Source organism: Gordonia zhenghanii (assembly GCF_021738965.1).
GTDB lineage: Bacteria > Actinomycetota > Actinomycetes > Mycobacteriales > Mycobacteriaceae > Gordonia > Gordonia zhenghanii.
Map to the genome: position 1 here is coordinate 186,351 of NZ_JAKKOQ010000013.1, position 19,188 is coordinate 205,538.

Annotated in this window: 22 protein-coding genes and 2 pseudogenes; 10 read left to right on the forward strand and 14 right to left on the reverse strand. The window is 65.7% G+C overall.

Translation table 11 applies throughout. The annotated features are described in order from the left end of the window. Positions 1–111: 111 nt before the first annotated feature. Positions 112–1,224: an oxygenase MpaB family protein gene (locus L5G32_RS14750; protein ID WP_237011820.1), complete on the reverse strand. Its 1,113-nt coding sequence runs from the start codon at positions 1,222–1,224 to the stop codon at positions 112–114. A 107-nt stretch (positions 1,225–1,331) separates the two neighbouring features. Between L5G32_RS14750 and L5G32_RS14755 the strand changes: the two genes are divergently transcribed. After that, a complete protein-coding gene (locus L5G32_RS14755; RefSeq protein ID WP_237011821.1) occupies positions 1,332–1,922 on the forward strand; it encodes a TetR/AcrR family transcriptional regulator in 591 nt (196 codons plus the stop codon). A 74-nt stretch (positions 1,923–1,996) separates the two neighbouring features. Then, the gene (arfB, locus tag L5G32_RS14760; protein WP_237011822.1) at positions 1,997–2,437 is read left to right on the forward strand and encodes an alternative ribosome rescue aminoacyl-tRNA hydrolase ArfB; all 441 of its coding nucleotides are present in this window, start codon (positions 1,997–1,999) and stop codon (positions 2,435–2,437) included. A 35-nt stretch (positions 2,438–2,472) separates the two neighbouring features. Here arfB and L5G32_RS14765 read toward each other — a convergent pair whose 3' ends face one another. Both L5G32_RS14765 and L5G32_RS14770 read right to left on the reverse strand, forming a co-directional pair. Then, entirely contained in the window at positions 2,473–3,342 is an 870-nt protein-coding gene (locus L5G32_RS14765; protein WP_237011823.1) for a glycoside hydrolase family protein, read from the reverse strand. A gap of 72 nt (positions 3,343–3,414) precedes the next feature. Continuing rightward, entirely contained in the window at positions 3,415–3,966 is a 552-nt protein-coding gene (locus L5G32_RS14770) for an NADPH-dependent FMN reductase (RefSeq protein WP_237011824.1), read from the reverse strand. A gap of 229 nt (positions 3,967–4,195) precedes the next feature. Between L5G32_RS14770 and L5G32_RS14775 the strand changes: the two genes are divergently transcribed. Continuing rightward, positions 4,196–4,579: a VOC family protein gene (locus L5G32_RS14775; RefSeq protein WP_237011825.1), complete on the forward strand. Its 384-nt coding sequence runs from the start codon at positions 4,196–4,198 to the stop codon at positions 4,577–4,579. 19 nt (positions 4,580–4,598) lie between these two features. Here L5G32_RS14775 and L5G32_RS14780 read toward each other — a convergent pair whose 3' ends face one another. Together L5G32_RS14780 and L5G32_RS14785 are read right to left on the reverse strand one after the other, a co-directional pair. Next, positions 4,599–4,988 (reverse strand): PIN domain-containing protein, encoded by a 390-nt coding sequence (locus tag L5G32_RS14780; protein WP_237011826.1) that lies wholly within the window; start codon positions 4,986–4,988, stop codon positions 4,599–4,601. 75 nt (positions 4,989–5,063) lie between these two features. After that, on the reverse strand, positions 5,064–5,834 hold the full coding sequence (locus L5G32_RS14785; RefSeq protein ID WP_237011827.1) for an SDR family NAD(P)-dependent oxidoreductase: 771 nt from the start codon (positions 5,832–5,834) through the stop codon (positions 5,064–5,066). Positions 5,835–5,984: 150 nt separating this feature from the next. On the opposite strand from L5G32_RS14785, the gene L5G32_RS14790 reads away from it, so the two are divergent. Then, the gene (locus L5G32_RS14790; protein WP_237011828.1) at positions 5,985–6,887 is read left to right on the forward strand and encodes a helix-turn-helix domain-containing protein; all 903 of its coding nucleotides are present in this window, start codon (positions 5,985–5,987) and stop codon (positions 6,885–6,887) included. Between the two features lie 204 nt (positions 6,888–7,091). On the opposite strand, the gene L5G32_RS14795 is transcribed toward L5G32_RS14790, so the two are convergent. The 3 genes and pseudogenes from L5G32_RS14795 to L5G32_RS14805 all read right to left on the reverse strand — a co-directional run bounded on the left by L5G32_RS14795 (position 7,092) and on the right by L5G32_RS14805 (position 9,119). Next, positions 7,092–8,180, reverse strand: a complete 1,089-nt coding sequence (locus L5G32_RS14795) for a YdcF family protein (protein WP_237011829.1) — start codon at positions 8,178–8,180, stop codon at positions 7,092–7,094. Between the two features lie 157 nt (positions 8,181–8,337). Next, positions 8,338–8,892, reverse strand: coding sequence for a DUF488 domain-containing protein (locus L5G32_RS14800; protein ID WP_237011830.1), 555 nt, complete (start codon positions 8,890–8,892; stop codon positions 8,338–8,340). Between the two features lie 12 nt (positions 8,893–8,904). Next, positions 8,905–9,119 (reverse strand): annotated as a pseudogene (locus L5G32_RS14805) (hypervirulence associated TUDOR domain-containing protein). A 123-nt stretch (positions 9,120–9,242) separates the two neighbouring features. On the opposite strand from L5G32_RS14805, the gene L5G32_RS14810 reads away from it, so the two are divergent. Next, a complete protein-coding gene (locus L5G32_RS14810) occupies positions 9,243–9,998 on the forward strand; it encodes an amidohydrolase family protein (RefSeq protein ID WP_237011831.1) in 756 nt (251 codons plus the stop codon). Between the two features lie 534 nt (positions 9,999–10,532). Here L5G32_RS14810 and L5G32_RS14815 read toward each other — a convergent pair. The 4 genes and pseudogenes from L5G32_RS14815 to L5G32_RS14830 form a co-directional block, all read right to left on the reverse strand. Next, positions 10,533–10,783: pseudogene (locus L5G32_RS14815) on the reverse strand (Txe/YoeB family addiction module toxin). After that, complete coding sequence (locus tag L5G32_RS14820) at positions 10,784–11,044, reverse strand: type II toxin-antitoxin system Phd/YefM family antitoxin (protein ID WP_237011832.1); 261 nt, start codon at positions 11,042–11,044, stop codon at positions 10,784–10,786. A 288-nt stretch (positions 11,045–11,332) separates the two neighbouring features. Beyond that, the gene (locus L5G32_RS14825) at positions 11,333–11,752 is read right to left on the reverse strand and encodes a type II toxin-antitoxin system VapC family toxin (RefSeq protein ID WP_237011833.1); all 420 of its coding nucleotides are present in this window, start codon (positions 11,750–11,752) and stop codon (positions 11,333–11,335) included. Next, positions 11,749–11,982, reverse strand: a complete 234-nt coding sequence (locus L5G32_RS14830; protein WP_237011834.1) for a FitA-like ribbon-helix-helix domain-containing protein — start codon at positions 11,980–11,982, stop codon at positions 11,749–11,751. Before L5G32_RS14830 ends, L5G32_RS14825 begins: the two co-directional genes overlap by 4 nt. Positions 11,983–12,026: 44 nt before the next feature. Between L5G32_RS14830 and L5G32_RS14835 the strand changes: the two genes are divergently transcribed. Then, the gene (locus L5G32_RS14835; RefSeq protein ID WP_237011835.1) at positions 12,027–12,320 is read left to right on the forward strand and encodes a hypothetical protein; all 294 of its coding nucleotides are present in this window, start codon (positions 12,027–12,029) and stop codon (positions 12,318–12,320) included. 128 nt (positions 12,321–12,448) lie between these two features. Here L5G32_RS14835 and ychF read toward each other — a convergent pair whose 3' ends face one another. Continuing rightward, positions 12,449–13,528 carry a redox-regulated ATPase YchF gene (gene ychF / locus L5G32_RS14840; RefSeq protein ID WP_237011836.1) on the reverse strand — a complete coding sequence of 360 codons (1,080 nt, stop codon included), beginning with the start codon at positions 13,526–13,528 and terminating at the stop codon, positions 12,449–12,451. Between the two features lie 11 nt (positions 13,529–13,539). Beyond that, on the reverse strand, positions 13,540–14,730 hold the full coding sequence (locus tag L5G32_RS14845) for an AI-2E family transporter (RefSeq protein WP_237011837.1): 1,191 nt from the start codon (positions 14,728–14,730) through the stop codon (positions 13,540–13,542). A 100-nt stretch (positions 14,731–14,830) separates the two neighbouring features. On the opposite strand from L5G32_RS14845, the gene L5G32_RS14850 reads away from it, so the two are divergent. The 4 genes from L5G32_RS14850 (at position 14,831) to L5G32_RS14865 (ending at position 19,139) form a co-directional block, all read left to right on the forward strand. After that, complete coding sequence (locus L5G32_RS14850) at positions 14,831–16,309, forward strand: AlkA N-terminal domain-containing protein (RefSeq protein ID WP_237011838.1); 1,479 nt, start codon at positions 14,831–14,833, stop codon at positions 16,307–16,309. Positions 16,310–16,332: 23 nt separating this feature from the next. Beyond that, the gene (locus L5G32_RS14855; RefSeq protein ID WP_237011839.1) at positions 16,333–16,851 is read left to right on the forward strand and encodes a methylated-DNA--[protein]-cysteine S-methyltransferase; all 519 of its coding nucleotides are present in this window, start codon (positions 16,333–16,335) and stop codon (positions 16,849–16,851) included. Positions 16,852–16,907: 56 nt separating this feature from the next. After that, positions 16,908–17,969: a DNA recombination protein RmuC gene (locus L5G32_RS14860; protein ID WP_237011840.1), complete on the forward strand. Its 1,062-nt coding sequence runs from the start codon at positions 16,908–16,910 to the stop codon at positions 17,967–17,969. Positions 17,970–18,032: 63 nt separating this feature from the next. Continuing rightward, on the forward strand, positions 18,033–19,139 hold the full coding sequence (locus tag L5G32_RS14865; RefSeq protein ID WP_237011841.1) for a DUF6542 domain-containing protein: 1,107 nt from the start codon (positions 18,033–18,035) through the stop codon (positions 19,137–19,139). Positions 19,140–19,188 lie beyond the last annotated feature (49 nt).

Genomic DNA, 19,188 nt, shown 5'->3' on the forward strand with positions numbered 1-19,188 from the left:
TTCTAATTTAGCGCCTCGGAGCGTTCGAGGCCAGAAGACGGCGACATTCGACCACGATCGGGGTTGAGGTAGTCCGCGATATAACGAGGGCGATGTGCGTCCTCGGACGCCTCACAACGTGCCGAACTCCTCCTCCACCCGCGCGCGACCCATATCCGGGTCGGAACCGAGAACATACGTCGGCTCGGTGTGCGCCACAGAGGTTCCACCTGCGACCCGCCGCCGCGCCGCCGCGAATTCGGGAGCCTCGCCCATGCTCGCGTGCAGTCCGTTGATCGCCGTCCACACCGCGGTGCGACGCGCGCGCCGCTCCACCGGGTTCGGCGGTTGGTACATCACGAGCCGCGCCGCCCAGGGCGGCATCGTGTCGCGGATCGCCCAGTCGACAGCCGCCTCCGCCGGGTTCGTGAGATTGACCCCGGTCGCCACCGCACTGCCGTACGTCAGCCCCAGTTTCGGCAAATACTCCTTCAGACAGTCAAGGACCTCCGCCTTCGACGCCGGGAGGTCCGTTCCGCCGAGCGCGTGACCGATGCGCACGAACTCGGCGTAGTACTCGTCGAGATCGGAGCCGCGCAGAGGTCTCGGGTGGTAGATCTCGTGCGCGGTCGCTATCCCCCAGACGACGGTCGCGTAGTTCCACCGCAGCCAGTCCGGATCGTCGGCGTCGTAGGCGAGACCGTCCGGACGCACCCCCTTGATCGTGTGGTGCATCGATCGCACGGTTCGCGCGAGCCGCTCGGCGGTCTCCGTGGACCCGTAAGCCGCGCCGACGAAGAACGCCAGCGAATGCCCGAGTCGCACCATCGCGCCCTCGGGGTCGATCCGGGCGACGAGGCCGCTGTCCGAGCGCTCCACGAGACGCGAGTGGTGCATCCCCATCCAGTAGATACTCGGATCGAGTCGTTCGAGGTACGACGCGCACTGCAGTCCGAAGATGAGCGCCGGGGTATGCGAGTGGACGTACCAGGTCCGGCTGTCCGGCCCGAACCATCCGGGATCACCGACAGGTGCCTCGAACTCCATGCCCCGGAAGAACTTCGACTTCACACTCTCGGCGAACTTCGCGTTGAGCCAGTCACCCACGTACTGGTGCGGCCACTGCACCGGCAGCTCCGCCACCGCGGACACCCCCGGCACTGCGGATAAGCCCGGCACTGGCGGCAACCCCGATGCAGGCAACAGCTTGGACGGAAGTCGTGGCAACGACAGGGAGAGCATCATCAGCTCCTCGAGTATTCGATGACAACCAATTTGGTTACGGTCGTATCCAGAATAGCGTTTGGGTTACACCCGTGACCAGGAATTGGCTGCAGACGTATGCTCGAACGGTGTCGAGTCCAACAAGATGGGCGGGCGTCCCCCTCGCGGACCGCCGTTCCGAACGTAGATCCAAGCTGATCGACGCGGCCTTCGACATCTTCGGCACTGGCGGTGAATCCGCACTGTCCGTCCGATCCGTATGCCGCGCATGCGAATTCAACACTCGGTACTTCTATGAGAGCTTCACCGACATCGACGGGTTGCTCGGAGCCGTCTATGACGCGACGGCACTCGCACTGGGTGAGGCGATCGCACGGGACGTCGACGGATCCGCCGCCTCGGTCCGTGCGCGAACCCGCGCGGGCATCGTCGCGGTCCTGCATTTCAGCTCGGTCGACCCGCGGCGGGGTCGAGTCCTGTTCACCGAGGCCCAAGCGAACGCCGTGCTCGCCCGACGACGCGAGGAGACGCAGCAACTCCTCCACGAGATGACCCTCACCGAGACGCTCGCGCACGACACGGACCCGATGGTCGGCCGGGTCCGCGCGGTCATGTTCACGGGCGCGATGGCGGCCCTGGTCCAGCAGTGGTTGCGCGGCGACCTCGGCGACGACATCGAGGCCGTCGCCGACCATGCGGTCACGATGCTGACTCGCTGAGCGTCCACACCAGGCCACTGTGCACTGCGGAATTTCATTCGCCAGATCGAGTGGCACACGGGAGAATGTCAGCCATGGACGATCTGATCATCTCGCCGGGCCCCGGTGCGCCACGTGGCCTCCGCGTGCCTGCGGCCGAGCTGATCGAACAGTTCTCGCGGTCCTCGGGCCCGGGCGGCCAGGGCGTCAACACCACCGATTCCCGCGTCCAACTGAGCCTCGATCTCGCGACCACGACGGCACTCGACGATGCGCAGCGCTCTCGAGCACTGCGGGGTCTCGCGGCCCGGCTCGACGGGTCCGTCCTCATGATCGCCGCGTCGGAGGAACGCGCTCAACGACGCAATCGCGTCGCTGCGCGCAGGCGACTGGCCGACGCGCTGCGGGACGCAGTCGCCCCACCGGTCCCCCGACGGCCGACGCGGCCGACGAAGGGTTCTCAGCGTCGACGGCTCGACGCCAAGACTCAACGCGGAGCGATCAAGGCGAACCGTCGAAAGCCGGTCGCCGAGTAGGAACTTGTGCGTCGAACGACTGGTCGCCAGCCCCGTCAGGCAGGCTCTCGCAGCACACCGACGTGCCGCGCCTTGCCGGACAACTCGGGAAGCTCCTTCGTCGCCGACCACGTCTTCATTCCGTCGCTGCTGTCGGAGTACAGATACTTCCCCTCGTCGTAGGCGTCGAGGTACAACCGCCACGTTCCGTCCGGCAGTTGAGTGACGGCCGGGCCTTCGACCTTCGAGCCCCAATCCCCCGGCGCGACAAACGAATACGGTCCGCCCGGCGACGATGACACCGCGTGCTGAACGACCTTCTTGGTCTCGTTCTTCGTGAACGCGTGGTACGTCGAGCCGACTTTGACCACCGTCGTATCGATGTGGTCGGCTCCGATTCCCGCGAGCGGAACGGGTAGGCCCCACAGGCTCAGCGACGAGTCGAGTGCGGTCATCACGTACGGCACGAACCCGCCCCCGGTCGACAGCGACAGGATCACGTGGACCCGCCCGCCGTCGACGAACCATTCGGGCGCCCACGCCTTCGTGACGAACGGCGACAGCGACGGCCCGCCCTTGAACCCGGCCGACCCGGTGATTCCGAACGGAAGGGCAGGCCCCTTCCCGTCCCCGGTCCCCGGCAGGAACGCGCAGCACAGGGGAACGGGCCAGTTGCCCAACTGCTGCCAATGGACCCGGTCGGAACTCTTGGCGAATCCGATGTTCGCGCCGTCGGCGGTCGTGTACGTGACGTAGTAGTCGCCGTCGGTGTGCCGCATGATGCTCGGATCCCGGACATACCCCGACGACGGCCGATATGCGGCCTGTTTGACCGATCCGAATTCGGTGCCGTCGCTCGATTCGTAGACGTCCATATCGCGAGCACTGTCGTTGCTGAACCCGACCATCGTGTAGCGCCACTGCAAATCCTCGTACTACGAGCCGTGTGACCACATGCTGGTCACACGACTCGTAGTAAGCGTGGCTGCCGCGCCGAGTCAGGCCTGCGCTTTCCGCGCCAACCCTTCGAGCTGATCGAGCAACGTGTCGACTTCACTGTCGTGTCGGTCGGCCGGGGTGAACGCGCCGTCGTCCCAGTGGTTGAACATGTTGAAGTTGACCTCGGCCCGCGCGACCGGCATGGAGAAGTTGACGACGATCTGCCGCCACTGCTCGATCGCTCTGACACCGCCGACCGATCCGTGGCCGACGAACGCGACCGGCTTCCCGACCCACTCGACGCCGAGAGAGTCGACGGCGTTCTTGAAGCCGCCCGGCACACCGTGGTTGTACTCCGGCGTGACGAAGACGAAGGCGTCGAAGCCGTCGATCGTCTCTGACCACTTCTGGACCTTCGGGTCGTCATAGCTCTTGTTCGCGACCATCGGATGAACCGGGCTGGTGAGCAACGGGACGTCGAAGTCAGCGAGTTCGACCAGCTCGTAGCTCGCTTCGCCGGTACGCGCGGCGGCCACACGGTGAATGTAGGCGGCGACCGAACTGGTGGCGCGACCGTTGCGAAGCGAACCGCTGATGATGCCGATCTTCATTCTGATGTGCTCCTGTCGAGGTCATTACGAGACTGCCCCTGCCAACCTATCGACCACTGCGCAGGTTCGCACCCGGGCCGCTTCCGAAGAGACCCCGTGGGAGGAGACGTGCGCTCGGTCGGGTTCACCCATCCTCCTGACAGTCGAACTCCTACCGGACGAATACTGACCTGTAGGGCTCGTACGGTCGGATCACGCACCACCACCGACGAGCTCAAGGAGAAATCCCATGCAACTGGCAGCCACCCGAATCTTCACCGACGACGTAGACGCACTGGTCACCTTCTACGAGAAGGCCACCGGGCTCGAAGCCACCCGCCTACACCCCATGTTCGCCGAATTACGCACTCCGACGGGGAATCTCGCTGTCGCATCCTCCGCGACCATTCCCGCGGTCGGCGACGGCGTCGCCGAAGCCGGTCGCAACCGCAGCGTCGTCCTGGACTTCCTCGTCGACGACGTCGATGCAACCCACCGAGCACTCCAAGGCGTGGTCGAGGTCTTCGTCAACGAGCCGACGGACATGCCGTGGGGCAACCGTTCACTCCTCGTCCGGGACCCGGACGGAAACCTGATCAACTTCTTCACGCCGATCGATGCGGCCGCGCAGTAACCCCGGCGCTCACGCGGCGTCAGCGCGAACGCACGACGCGAGGTCCCACGGTGCGCGCTCCCAGGGCGACGACTCGTGACCGCAGGCCTCGATCCGCAGTCACCACAACCGCCGCCTCTCCACGCGCGGCGAGTTGCTCGACGACGTCGACGATCATGTCGTCGCCGCTACCCGGCGCATCCACCACTCGCACCGTCTCAGAGGACTCGGCGCCCCGCGCGCGCCCTTCGACGACGAGCACCACCGGCGGAGTCACGTCCAACTGGAGGGCCCGGCGGAGTTCGTCGGGTGTGATGGACTCACGCAGTCGCCTCGTCGCCCCCGCCCGATCGCGCCACCAGCCGTCTGGGACGCTTCCGACGCAGTTGGCTGCGTCTACCACCACGGTCACACGCTCAGAATCCGTCATCGCTGTTCACCCTGCCATGCGGGCAGTGTCCCGCGATCGTGGGCTGTGAGGCGGTGTCCCTCCTCGCTCCGCGAGTCAGCTGATTCCGATGGTCTGGCCGCCGTCGACGACCAGAGCGTGACCGACAGCGAATCCGCCGAGATCAGACGACAGCCAGAGCACGGCCGAGGCGATCTCCTCTGTAGTGCCCATGCGGCCGATGGGCTCCTGTGCGATGACCCGCGCGCGACCTTCCGGCGTACCGCCAGAGAAGCGGTCCATCATCGGGGTCTCGATGATGCCCGGGCAGATCGCGTTGATCTGGATTCCCTGCGCTGCGTAGTCCAGCGCAGCCGACTTGGCCATGCCGAGGATCCCGTGCTTGGCGGCGGCATAGGCGGCTTGGCCTTTGATGCCGACCACCCCGGCACCGGAGGAGATGTTGACGATCGACCCGCCGCGCTCCCCCATGGCGAGGACCTCGTACTTCATGGAGAGGAACACTCCGCGCAGGTCGACGGCCATGAGCCGGTCGAACTCGTCCTCACTGGTCTCGGCCAACGGCGTCGGAGGCTGCTCGATGCCTGCATTGTTGACGGCGATGTCGATCGGGCCGAGTGTGTCGCCGGCCGCCGTCACCGCATCCTCGATGCTGCGGCCGTCGGTGACGTCGCAGAGCGCGACGAACGCCCGCCGCCCGTAGGCCTCGACGAGTCGCGCGGTCTCCCGCAGCGGCTCATCGGTCGTGTCGGTGACCGCGACGTCGGCGCCGGCGGCAGCGAACGCCTCGGCGGTCGCGCGACCGATACCGCTTCCGGCGCCGGTGATGAACACGACCTTGTCGGTGAAGTCGAAGGTGATGGGCATGGTGCTCCTTCTCGTGTTTCGGTCCATGGTGATTGATCACCGTTGCTCGAAGACCACGACACCACGACTCGCGCACATGTGGGAGTCCTGCTCCATGGGGGTACCGCGAGAGACTCCCTCGCCCGCTGCCCGCTGATCTACGTTGAAGGCATGGACAATCGTTCTGAGGTGCGCGAGTACCTCATCTCCAGGCGCGCTCGGATGACCCCCGAGCAGGTCGGCCTGCCCGCGGGGACGACGAGCCGCCGCGTCAAAGGATTGCGTCGCAGCGAGGTCGCGGCCCTCGCAGGGGTGAGCGTCGAGTACTACACCAAGATCGAGCGCGGCGCGATCAGCGGCGCGTCCCCCGAGATCCTCGACGCCATCGCGAAGGCACTGCGCCTAGACGACGCCGAGCGGGCGCATCTGTTCGATCTGGCGCACGCCGCCAGCCCGGTCGCGCGACCGCCCCGACGCCGCAGTCCCAAGAGTTGGACTCCGCATTCGAGTTTGCAGTGGACGCTGGACGCGGTCACCTCAGGGCCCGCGTTCGTGCGCAACGGTCGGATGGACTTGCTCGCTGCGAATCCGCTGGCACGAGCTTTCTACCAGGACGTCTACGACATGCCCGGGCAGCCGCCGAACATCGCGCGATTCACCTTCCTCGACGAACGCTCGCCTGAGTTCTATCCCGACTGGGACATGTTCGCCGAGGTCACCGTAGCGATTCTGCGCACCGAGGCCGGGCGCGATCCACACAACAAAGAACTGCACGACCTGATCGGCGAACTGTCCACGCGCAGCGACGAGTTCCGCCGACTCTGGGGTTCGCACGATGTCCGCCACCACGGCACCGGCGTGAAGACCTTCCATCACTCGGTGGTCGGCGAGCTGACGCTGGCTTACGAGGGAATGCAACTCGAAGCCGAGCCCGGCCTCACGCTGACGATCTACACGGCCGAGCCTGGATCTGCGTCCGCGGAGCGGATGCAGTTGCTGGCTTCGTGGGCGGCGAGCGAGGAGCGCGCAGCGGCAACAGCCGACGAGGTCAGCGATCGTCGGACTCAGCAGTGATCCGTCTTCACCAACCGTGTACGGCCGCAGGACCCCGGGCATCCACTGCGAAGCGCATTCGTCCTCGCCGCGGAGTAGGCGGCAACGCCTGGCGCGTGTATGTCTCCTTACGCTGACCGACGCCTCGCGTCAGTGGTACCGCTCAGCATGTAGGGCTGTCTATCCGAGCTCCTATGGCCTCAGCGGTACCACTGACGCGACGAGCTACCACGACATCGCGTACTCGACCTCGGTCTGCAGCCCGCTGAGGTACCAGATGAGGGCGAGCATCGCCCACACGAGACACGAGCCCGCGGCCCAGAGGATCAGATTGGCTCGACGGTAGTGGACCAGACAGGCAGTGAACTCTCGTAGAAATCCTGCAGGCACGTAGTAGCGGGCGGTCGGTGCACCGACGACGGTCGCGTCGAGACCGAGACGCCGTGTCAGCGACGCGGCGCGCAAGACGTGGAAGTCGCTCGTCACTACCGTCAACGACGGTGCGGGATAGACGATCTCGGCGAGCGCCGCCCGCGAGTTGATCAGATTCTCCTCGGTGGTCGTCGACGTGTCCTCGCGGACGATCCGGTGCTCGTCGACCCCGGCGTCTATCGCATACCGCGCCATCGCCTCCGCCTCCGCGAGCACCTCGTCACTGCCTTTTCCGCCGGACATGACCAGCAGCGGTTCGTGGTCGGGTCCTCCTGCTGCGTCGAGCATCTCGATTCCCCTGTCGATCCGAGCGGCCAACAGCGGGGTCACCTTGTCGCCCGCGAGCCCTGCGCCCAACACGATGACGGCGTCGGACGGCATCGGACGACCCACCCGGCTGTACACGAGGGCGTACGCCGTATATCCGAAGAGCGCAGTCACCAGGATGGCTATCGGTATCACCACGAACGGAACGAGGAGCGCGATCGTGGTGTACGAGTCGACCGTCACGAGCGCGATGGCGGTGGCGACCGTCGCGACGAGGACGATCAGCAGGAACACTCCGAACACCGCCGGTACAAGGGTCGCGACCCGTAGGCCCTCGCGCCGCACCACGATGACGGCGTTGATCAGCAGGTAGATCGACACTGCGAACACTGCGACGAACACCAGCATCACCGGGCCGAAGACCGCGATGTCGGCGAGATCGGATTCGGGTGACAGTGCTGAGGCCAGCAGGACGACGAAGATCCACGTGACGACGATGCCTGCGAGGATCGCCATGCCGTATCCGGTATGTCGTGGCTCTCGGACGATCCGTGCACCGATGATCGTCCACAGCGCCAGCGCGAGAACTCCGAAGCAGATCGTCGCGATCGTCATCACTGCACTCCCTCGTTCACGATGATTCAGACGTTGTTCCACGGGCCGGCCCGGTCGACGCCGGTGTGGGCGAAGGACTTCCGTGACGCAACGCTGGTGTCAAGCACTATCACGGACGAGGACTGTCCGTGGTCGAGGAACAGTTGATCCGTCACGCTCAGTCCGCAGGCAGGTCCGGGTACGTCACCCGACCGTCGGCGTCGACGGACGGTTTGGCGCCCCATTGGCCGAGGACATGCGTGCGAGGGGCGCCGCCGGTGACCAGATGTTCGACGGTCCAGCCCTGCGCGACGAGCGTGTTGGCGATGATCAGGCGATGGCACCGCCACGGCATCGGTTCGCCGCACATGATCGCGACCCGGTGCGACCGCGCGATGCTCGTGAGTTCATCGAGACCGCTCCGGAACTCCTCGGTGAGCGTGTAGTCCGCGTAGTTCTTGAAGCTCTGGTTCTGCCACGCGGCATTGACGGCGGGGTCGACGTCCTGACGCCGCCGTCTGCCTCCGAGTTCGGGAATCCGCCGATACTCGATGCCGTCTTCGGGGAGCCACTCGGCCAGCGCATCCGATCCGAACTGCGGATTGCGTCGAGACCCGGGGTGGGCACGCACGTCGACGATCACCTCGACACCGTGCTCGTCTAGAGGCTCGAGGAAGTCGGGAATCGGGCACGTCCAGTGCCCGATGGTCCAGATCGTGCGAGGCTCGTTCACGTGGCCCCTCCGTCAGTCGATCCGATGCAGCGCGCTGCCCTTGTGCATGGCGACGTGGTCGGTCTTGTCGCTCGTGATCTCGTACTGGGGATCGTCCGGGGTGCAGCGACGCATGTGGCCCTTGTACTCGGTGTCTTTCGTGTGTTTTTTCACTATGACACCGGAGACTTCCCCGGCCTCTCGGAGTTCCAACCCACGTGGTCGCCCACCGCAAAATCGTTGCTCATGACCGCACCGTACCGCCAGTCGAGCAGAGTCGAGACCCCTCCCACCAGACGAGCAGAGTCGAGACCAATCCCAGCCGAACGAGCAGAGTCGAGACCAACAGCAGACACAGAAGGTACACGCCCATGACGCAGCCAATCTTCGACGCCCATCTCCACATCATCGACCCCGCCTATCCGCGGGTGGAGAACGACGGATATCTACCCGACCCGTTCACCGTCGCGGACTATCGAACACGTATAGACGGTCTCGGCATCGATGGCGGCGCCGTCGTTTCCGGGTCGTTCCAGGGCTTCGATCAGGGGTACCTCATCGAGGCTCTCAAGAGTCTCGGTCCACGCTATGTCGGCGTCACCCAGATCCCCGCCGACACGACAGACCACGAGATCTCCGACCTCCACGACGCAGGCGTGCGAGCCGTACGGTTCAACGTCGCGCGCGGCGGTTCAGCGGGCCTGGACGACATGGACCGTCTCGCCCGCCGCGTGCACGATATGAGCGGCTGGCACGCGGAGTTCTACATCGATGCCCGCACCATCGACGATGATCTCAGTGCTCGGATCGCCAGACTCCCCGCCGCCAGCGTCGACCACCTCGGTATGCACGAGGACGGCCTGCCGAACCTGTTGCGCCTCGTCGAGCAGGGAGTGCGGGTCAAAGCTACCGGATTCGGGCGGATCCATATGGACCCCGCGACGGTGATCCGGGCGATCATGGACATCGACCCGACCGCGCTCATGGTCGGCACCGACCTGCCCTCGACCCGTGCCAGGCGCCCGTTCCAGGACGACGACTTCGAGTACATCGCTCAGGTGCTCGACCCGTCGCAGGTCGCGGATGTCTTCTGGAACAACGCGGCTGCGTTCTACTTCGAGTCATGACAGCAGAAACGGAGTCGTCCCATGCACCCCATCCTCACCCCTGCAGCCGATACTGTCGGGACCGTCTCAGTCGCGTTGGGTGGTCTTCTGACATTCGCACCGCTCTCGGGCGGCCGATGGCTCGCTTTGACGGAGACCGATGCCAAAAGTCGACGCGCGCTCGGAATAGCGGACCTCGTCCTCGGCATCACGATCGTGGCTGGCCGGTCGTCTCATTGGCGGTGGCAGGCCGTGGGCGCACGAGCACTGCTCCACTTTCTCTTCGCGCGTGAATACATACGTAACAGTCGTCGATCCAGCGCCATCGCGATGTGTGCATTGTTCGCCGTCGACGCGACGGTAGCGATCGGGCTCCGTGAAGGACGTCGTTCCGTCCCTGCAGATTCCGGGCACTGTTCTGTGCGAGAAAGTGGCACCGAGCTGGAGCAGAACTGAGACTCAGATGCTCGAAGACGGCCCGCGGAGTCTCGGCGACCAGGGCAAGCCAACGACTTCGGTCGCACCAGGTGCGCATACGTAGCGCTGTCTAGGTCATTAGTGGTAGCGAGCCTGCAGGATCACGAGATCGTCGCCGTCCTCTAGATAGACGAGCCGTGCTCGTCGGTAATGCGCCGCGACCACGACCCCTGGGCTCCGTACTTCAACTGCTCGGGCTTGCCGATCCCGGAGAACGGTTCACGAAGGCAGGCGTCGATGAGCGCGTTGACACGCTTCAGGACCTTCCGGTCGACCGTCTGCCAATGCTTGTGATCTTCCCAAGCGGACTGGTCCCAGACCGGACGCACTCAAGCTTCCTCGTCTGATCGATCAAGGTCGTGGACCTCGGTCTTCCCCGCGCGGGCGCGGTCATAAGCATCGAGTAACCGGCGAGCATTTGCCGGCGAGCGGAACAGATATGCGGTCTCCTGCCACGCGGCGTACTCATCAGCCGGCATGAGGACGGCATTGCCGTTGCGGGAGACGATCTCGACAGCTTCGCGGTCCTCGTTCACGCGCTCGATGAGCGGGAACAGCGTCTTGCGCGCTTCACTTGCGCTGATGGACATGTTGAGGACCCCCTGACCCGACTGAGAGTGGCATAACATTACGGTACCGCTCTTTGTATGCGGACTATCTGCAGCGTTGGCGAGCAGAACGTCGCCTTCACGTTGGGAAGTCCTGATACTCCGGAAGGAAGGGCGACGTGCATAGTCGCCCCTGAATCCAGGACGGGGCGAAACACGTGGCGACTGCCCCGAATACCTCGTCGCGCGTGGAGTCCGGAAGTATTGACACTGTGCATCGAGGCTAGTGGAAGTACGAAGGCGACACCGACCCCCTTCGCGGTGTCGACTTCACGTTGTCCACGGGTTCAGAACTTGAACACCAGTCTCCGCAAAATCTTTCTCGTTGCGCGTGGCGCAAACAGCACCGTTCGCCCGGCAGATCGCCGCGATCTGCGCATCAGGGGTACTGATCGGCAGCCCTGCCACTTCTCGAGCGAACAGAACTTCTGCGTACTCTGCAGCGGCCTCGTCATCGAACGTGAGAAGCGAACGCGTGTTTCGGTACGGATCGAGTGCGGAACCGAGCGCTGCCTCCAAACCACTCTTACGCCGACCATCCGGCAGCCGCCGCACACCCGCGAGCAATTCGGCGAGTGTGATCGTCGTGATCGCAACGTTGTCCGTGAGGGACTCGAGCCACGCGATCACGCCAGGGTCGGGCGTCGGCCGGAGAGCCTCCGAGATGACGCACGTATCGAGAACGATCATCCGAAATCCACCGAACGCGCGGCGTCCGACCGATCAGGAATCTGCAGTTCCTCAACCCCACCCACGTCCCGGGCGACGTTCATCAGCGCGATCCCGATGTGGGGCCGGGACGAAGCGCGCGTCAAAATGTCGCGCACCTCTGCTTCCATCGAACGGCCGTGCTCCTTGGCCTGCGCAGCCAAACGATTCTTCACGGACTCATCAAGACCACGGACAATGATCGACGACACCGGCACCACCTCCCGAGATTCGATAGCATCAATGCTATCACTCCGTGAAGCAAGACCGAAGCCTTCTCACCTTCCGCGGTGGCGGCGGTCGCAGTAACCCCGATGACGAGATATGGCTGCCTGTCGTCGAGCACGGTCCCAAGCGCACGACTAGGAGATCCGTGAAGCCGGGGTTCGTCGGCGACGGGACCCTTCGGTTCGAGGCATCAGGCCAGATCCAAGCCATTTTAGTAGACGCCATCGATATCCGAGACCTGCTTGAGGAGGCGCTCAAGTACCTCTGTTCGAGGCTACCGAATGGATACTCGGCTCCCGGCATCACACGAGGCGTCTCCTGAACGACCGTGTGCCATCGCGCGGAGAAATCCTTAGGAAACTGTGAGCGTGATAACCCACATCACTCAACGCTGGACAGAAAACGTCCTCGGTTTCATTTAGAAACCGAGGGCGTTTGAGCTAAGAAGACCTACACGTTGAACCGGAACTCCACCACGTCGCCGTCGGCCATGACGTAGTCCTTGCCCTCCATGCGGACCTTGCCGGCAGCCTTGGCGTCGTTCATCGACCCGGCGCCGTCGAGGGCTTCGAACGAGACGATCTCGGCCTTGATGAAGCCCTTCTCGAAGTCCGTGTGGATGACGCCCGCCGCCTTCGGCGCGGTGTCGCCCTGACGGATCGTCCACGCACGCGCTTCCTTCGGACCAGCGGTCAGGTACGTCTGCAGCCCCAGCGTGTGAAAACCGGCGCGAGCCAACTGTCGCAGGCCTGCCTCGTCCTGCCCGATCGACTCCAAGAGTTCCTTGGCGTCCTCGTCGTCGAGCTCGAGCAGTTCGCTCTCGACCTTCGCATCGAGGAACACCGCGTCGGCGGGCGCGACGGCTTCACGCAACTCGGCCTTGCGCGCGTCATCGGTGAGGATGCCTTCGTCAGCGTTGAACACGTAGAGGAAAGGCTTGGCCGTCAGGAGGTGCAGTTCGCGCACCGACGACAGGTCGAACGAGTCCTTCGCGGAGAACAGTGTCTTACCGCCGTCGAGGATCTCCTGCGCCTTCTTCGCCGCGTCGAGCAGAGCGGCGAGGTCCTTGTTCTTACGGGCGTCCTTCTCGATGCGCGGCAACGCCTTCTCGAGCGTCTGCATGTCCGCGAGAATCAGTTCGGTCTCGATGACCTCGATGTCGGCGAGCGGATCGACTCGGCCGTCGACGTGCACGACGTCGTCGTCGGCGAACACGCGGACCACCTGGCAGATCGCGTCGGCTTCACGGATGTTAGCGAGGAACTGGTTACCCATCCCCTCACCTTCGGAGGCGCCCTTCACGATGCCCGCGATGTCGACGAAGCTCACCGTCGCAGGCAGGATCCGCTCGCTGCCGAAAATCTCCGACAGACGGTCGAGGCGGGCGTCGGGCAACTCGACGACGCCGACGTTCGGCTCGATGGTCGCGAACGGGTAGTTGGCGGCCAGCACGTCGTTACGGGTCAGCGCATTGAACAGGGTCGACTTTCCGACGTTGGGCAGGCCGACGATTCCGAGGGTAAGACTCACGGGAGGTGAGTCTATCCGCCGCCCGCGGCCTTCGCCGCCGCGGCATCCTCCTCGGCCACCTCTTCGCCCGCGGCCCTGCCTATCTGTTCCAAGATGTAGCGGAGCGCGACGGCCAGACACGACACCGCGGGAACCGCGAGGAACGCCCCGGTGATGCCGAAGAGCGTGCCGCCGAGCGTCACCGACAGCAGGACGATCACGGCGTGCAGGTCCATCGATTTGGCCTGCAGCCACGGCTGCAGCACGTTGCCTTCGATCTGCTGCACCACCAGGATGATCCCCAGCACGATCAGCGCCTTCGTCACGCTCGCGGACACGAGCGCGATCAACACAGCCAACGCTCCCGCCACGAATGCGCCGACGATCGGAATGAACCCACCGAGGAATGTGATCACGATCAGCACGCCCGCCAGCGGGACGTTCAAGATCAGCAGACCGGCACCGATCAACGCTGCGTCGACGAAACTCACGATGGCCTGCGTCCGGATGAAACCGCCCAACGTGTTCCACATCCGCAGCAGGACCTCGCCGAGGTGCGACCGGTCCGGCGCAGTACCCATCGTGTGGTTGAGCCACGGCACGAACCTGGGGCCGTCCTTCAAGAAGAAGAACACCAGCACGGCCGTCGTGAACAACGTGACGAGCACGGACGTCGCAACACCGACACCGCTGAACACGCCTGACGCGATGACACTGGCACTCGCCTGCAGTTTGGCCGTGATCTCGTCGACGAACGAACTGATCTGCTCGTCATCGACGTTCAACGGCGGCCCCTGCGCCCAGTCCTGAATCTTCTGGACGCCGTCGATGGCCTGGCTCGCGAGAGCGGGCGCCTGATCGACGATCGACGGGACAATGAGCCCGATGACGCCACCGACCACGCCGAGCGCAACGAGTATCACGAGGAGCACGGCTACGGCTGGCGGCACCCGGTGCGCACGCAACCATCGGACCGGAGGCCACAGGACGGTGGCGACGACGATCGCAAGAACCACCGGAAGCAGGATGACCCAGAACTTGGCTAGCACGATCAGCAGGACGTACAGGAACGCCAGGACGAGGAGCATCTGCAGGCAGACGACCGCCGTCGACCGGAGACCTGCCAAGAACACCCGGCCCCGCGACGAGTGCGACGCCGCTTCGACCTCTGGTTCGTCGTCGCCGACCTCGGCCGCTTCGACTTCCTCGTTCGACTCCTTCACGCCCTCATGGTCACATAGCGGTCCGACAAATCCCGCGCGGCGCACCGCCGTGTCTGATTTCCGCTAGACGAAGCACCCCGCAAATGGGAGCGTTAGCGGTGTGACCACGACACTTGATCCGTCTCCGCTCGACTTCGAGCGGTGCTATCGCGCGCTCGCAGCCCGCGACACCCGGTTCGACGGACAGTTCGTCACCACGGTGCTGACGACCGGAATCTACTGCCGTCCGTCGTGCCCGGCCCGGACCCCCAAAGCAGACAACGTCCGGTTCGAGCTGACCGCAGCTGCCGCCGCCGCACGCGGCTTCCGCGCCTGCCGACGATGCCTGCCCGACGCGACGCCCGGTTCGCCGCTGTGGAACGTCAGATCCGACCTCGCGGCTCGCGCGATGCGGTTGATCGCCGACGGCGTCGTCGACCGTGACGGCGTCGGCGGGCTCGCCGCCGCCCTCGGCTACACCGAACGCCACATCAGCCGAGTGCTCGTCGCCGAACTCGGAGCCGGAACCGTCGCGCTGGCGCGGACGCACCGCGCGACGGCGGCCCGGCTGCTCCTGAACAGCACCGACATGTCGATCGGCGACGTCGCATTCGCGGCGGGTTTCTCCAGCATCCGCCAGTTCAACGACACGATCCGCGAGCTCTACGACACGACGCCGAGTGCCCTCCGCGCATCGGGTGGCCGGGCCGGACCGTCGTCTACGGGCGATTCGATCACGCTCCGACTTCCGTTCCGTCCGCCGTACGACTCCGCGTGGACCCTGTACGGCCTAGCCGCTCACGCCGTGGACGGCCTCGAACTCTGGGACGGTTCGACGTTCGAGCGCACTCTGCGTCTGCCGCATCGTCCCGCGTCAGTCCGCATCAGCCTCGGCCCGGACCACGTCGTCACCACGTTCGAGCACCTCGACATGCGCGATCTCGGCGCCGCGGTCAATCGCGTCCGGCGGCTCCTCGACCTGGACGCCGACCCCGTCGCGGTCGACGACGCACTGGGCCGCGACCCGATTCTGCGGCCGCTGGTTGACGCACACCCCGGCATCCGGATCCCGGGCAGTGTCGACGGCGTCGAGACCCTCATCCGCGTGATGATGGGTCAGCAGATCAGCGTGAAGGCGGCGCGCACTCACATCGCGCGGCTCGTCGCCGAACTCGGCGAACCTACGGGATGGCCGTCCGTAGGCGGGCGGCCGAACGTCCTGTTCCCCACTGCCGAGGCGATCGCCGAGCACGGTCCGGCGGTCTTGACCGGGCCCGCGCGAGCGATTCGATCGATCACCGCCGCGGCTGCCTGTGGAGAACGGATGGAACTCCACGCCGGGGTCGATGCGTCCAACTTACGAGCGGACCTGCTGCGCCTGTCGGGCGTCGGCGACTGGACCGCCGACCAGGTTGTGATGCGGGTGACGGGTGATCCAGACATCCTCACCCGTCGCGATCTGGTGATCGACCGGGCTCTCGCCGATCTCGGCGCGGGACCGACCGACACCGGATCGTGGCGGCCCTGGCGGTCGTACGCGTCGATGCACCTATGGCGGCAGCAGCTCGCCCACCGAGTCGACGACGTCGTCGCACCGTGAATTCCAACGAGGGGACACCAGACATGAGCACTACCGAATCCACATCGCTGCGGTGGGCCGGACTCGACACGCCCGACGGGCGTTTCACCGCCGTCTTCGACGACGCGGGCGTCGTCTACGCCTCCGGGTGGACCGACGATCCCGACTACCTGCGGTCACTCATCGCCCCGGCACTGCGCACCGAGGAGATCGTCGAGAGCGACGGCGGTGACGTCGTCGCCGCCGTGGACGCGTACTACGCGGGCGACCTCGCCGCGCCGTCGCGAGTCGCCGTCCGGCAGACGTCGGGGCCGTTCCTGACGGCGGCCTGGGCGGCGCTGCGGGACGTCCCCGCAGGTCCGCCTGTCACGTACACGCGGCTCGCGGAACTTGCGGGCAATGCTGCGGCGGTCCGCGGCGCCGCGTCGTGCTGCGCCCGCAACGCTGCGGCGCTGTTCGTCCCGTGCCATCGCGTGGTCCGCACGGACGGGACGCTCGGCGGCTTCCGGTACGGCTTGGATGTGAAACAGTCTCTGCTCGACCGGGAAGCAGCGCCTGCCTGACTGCCTAGGCCGGGGGAAGGCCGGGATTTGTCAGAGGTCGGGTCCATGATGGCCGCATGACAACGTTCGCTGCCGTCATCGGACCCGTCTGCCTCATCATCGGGGTGTTCCTCGGATGGTTCGGCCACAGCCGAGCGATCCGCGATCAACCGCCGACGACGATGCCGTCCGACGCTCTCGTCGCGCCCCTGCGCGACACCCTGGGCAGTCTGTCGGACGAACTGCGACGGTCCGAGTACAACCGCGTGCACGCCTTCGCCGGATTGAGCGAGCAGGTCCGCGGAATGCAACTGACCTCGCACCGTTTGCACGAGCAGACGGCGAAACTCGCCGGAGCCCTGCAAGCGCCGCAGATTCGCGGCCGATGGGGCGAGATCCAGTTGGAGCGTGTCGTCGAGTTGTCCGGGATGTCGCGACACTGCGACTTCTCGACACAGGTGCACGGCCACACGCCCGACCGTGTGGTCCGCCCCGACCTCGTGGTGAACCTCGCCGGCGGCCGGACGATCGTGGTCGACGCGAAGGCTCCGCTGCAGGCGTACCTCGACTCGACGTCTCCCGGACTGTCGCCCGAGGCCGCCCGCGACAAGGTCGCACGCCACGCTCAAGCGGTCCGCGCGCACATCAACTCGCTGTCGGCGAAAGCGTATTGGGCCGCGCAGGCCAGCACTCCAGAGTTCGTCGTGCTGTTCCTGCCCGGCGACGGCGTGCTCGACGCAGCGATGGCACACGACTCCGATCTGCTCGACTACGCGTTTGCGCGCGACGTGGTCCTGGCGACGCCCAGCACGCTGATCGCCCTGTTGCGCACTGTCGCGCTTGGCTGGCGTCAGCAGGCCGTGGCCGAGGACGCAGAACAGATTCAGATGCTCGGCAAGCAGTTGTACCAACGGATCGACCAGGTCCTCGGCCACCTCGAGAAGGTCGGATCAGCGTTGCGACGCACCGTCGAAAGCTACAACTCGGCGGTCGGAGCCATCGACTCCCGATTGGGCGTCACCGCGCGGAAACTGTCCGAGATGGAGGCTCTCTCCGTGTCGACAGGTCGGACCAACAGCTCGGACAGATCACCCAGACCAGTCGATGCGTCCGTGAGATCCACGTCACCGATTCTGTGATGAGCTGCGAACTCGCGGGCGGGGATGAAACGACTCGGCTCCGGTTACCGGTACCGTCTAAGTGTGTTTTCCCGATCCTCGAGCAGCTCCGCCCTGCCTGCCGACCAGCAGTCCGTCGTGCCGACCGTACGCGGGCTTCCATGGTGGGGCGCGGTTCTCCTGGCGACGGCCATCACGATCTTCGGCGCCCTGGTCGATTCCGCGCCCACTGGTGAGCTCGGCCGAACGTACAAGATCATCTTCATCTTCGGCTGTGTGATCGCCGCACTCGCAGTACGGCGTCGCGCCATGTTCACGGCCGCAGTGCAGCCGCCGCTCATCGCGTTCGTCATCGGTCTCATCGCCTTGTACATCGAGGCGGGCGATCAGGCTTCCGACAAGAAGACGCTGATCCTCAAGGTCGTGCTGCCGATCGCCACGAGCTTCCCGTGGATGGTCATCGCCTTCGTGCTGTGTCTCGCCGTCGTCCTCGGACGCCTGTTCTTCACCGGCCCGGTCTCCAAACGCCCGTTCGGCGGTTTCGGCGCTAACGCGACTGGCACGCGCACCGCAGGCAAGAAGGCGTCCACGAAGCAAGCCCGTGCGAAGGCCGCGCCGAAGAAGCCGGCATCGAAGAAGTCGGCGGTCGCCGCGCAAGGCAGTGGCGAAGGCCGCCCGAAGCGCGGTTCGTCGAAGCCGGACGCCGCCCGCGGGGCATCGAAACAGAAGACGCACCGCACCGCACCGAAGTCTGACGCCACCCGCGCATCGAAACCGGCGGCAGACCCTCGGGCGCCGCAGACCGCTGCGACCACGCCCGAGCCTTCGTCGGCGACGCGAAAGCCTCGTCCGCGCCCGCAGCCTGCCGGACAGCCCAGTACGGGCGAACCCGCGCCGCGCCGCCGCGCCGCCGCGCCGACGGCCTCGCGTCCGGGCGAGGACAAGCCGACTCGGCGCCCCCGTCGCGCCGCTCCGCCCCAGCCGCAGACCCCGTCCGACCGGCAGGCCCCGGCCGACGCCGCCACACCCAAGCGTCGTCCTCGTCGCACTGCCAATGAGGACGCCACGAAGCACCCCGATCGTCAGCGTGCACAGCCGCAGAAGATCCCGGCCCGACCCCGTCGCACAGCGGGCCAGCATTTGCGTGAACGCGGTGACATCGAGGATCTCACCGCGGGTCTCGACGACTGACGTTCTGTCGCTGTCGCACCCAGCGAATCAGCCGCGGCCCGAACCGAGT

Coding starts and splice junctions, on each gene's coding strand:
- L5G32_RS14750 (WP_237011820.1), bottom strand. CDS start 1,224: ATGATGCTCTCCCTGTCGTTGCCACGACTTCCGTCCAAGCTGTTGCCT.
- arfB (WP_237011822.1), top strand. CDS start 1,997: ATGGACGATCTGATCATCTCGCCGGGCCCCGGTGCGCCACGTGGCCTC.
- L5G32_RS14770 (WP_237011824.1), bottom strand. CDS start 3,966: ATGAAGATCGGCATCATCAGCGGTTCGCTTCGCAACGGTCGCGCCACC.
- L5G32_RS14775 (WP_237011825.1), top strand. CDS start 4,196: ATGCAACTGGCAGCCACCCGAATCTTCACCGACGACGTAGACGCACTG.
- L5G32_RS14780 (WP_237011826.1), bottom strand. CDS start 4,988: ATGACGGATTCTGAGCGTGTGACCGTGGTGGTAGACGCAGCCAACTGC.
- L5G32_RS14785 (WP_237011827.1), bottom strand. CDS start 5,834: ATGCCCATCACCTTCGACTTCACCGACAAGGTCGTGTTCATCACCGGC.
- L5G32_RS14790 (WP_237011828.1), top strand. CDS start 5,985: ATGGACAATCGTTCTGAGGTGCGCGAGTACCTCATCTCCAGGCGCGCT.
- L5G32_RS14795 (WP_237011829.1), bottom strand. CDS start 8,180: ATGACGATCGCGACGATCTGCTTCGGAGTTCTCGCGCTGGCGCTGTGG.
- L5G32_RS14810 (WP_237011831.1), top strand. CDS start 9,243: ATGACGCAGCCAATCTTCGACGCCCATCTCCACATCATCGACCCCGCC.
- L5G32_RS14820 (WP_237011832.1), bottom strand. CDS start 11,044: ATGTCCATCAGCGCAAGTGAAGCGCGCAAGACGCTGTTCCCGCTCATC.
- L5G32_RS14825 (WP_237011833.1), bottom strand. CDS start 11,752: ATGATCGTTCTCGATACGTGCGTCATCTCGGAGGCTCTCCGGCCGACG.
- L5G32_RS14855 (WP_237011839.1), top strand. CDS start 16,333: ATGAGCACTACCGAATCCACATCGCTGCGGTGGGCCGGACTCGACACG.
- L5G32_RS14860 (WP_237011840.1), top strand. CDS start 16,908: ATGACAACGTTCGCTGCCGTCATCGGACCCGTCTGCCTCATCATCGGG.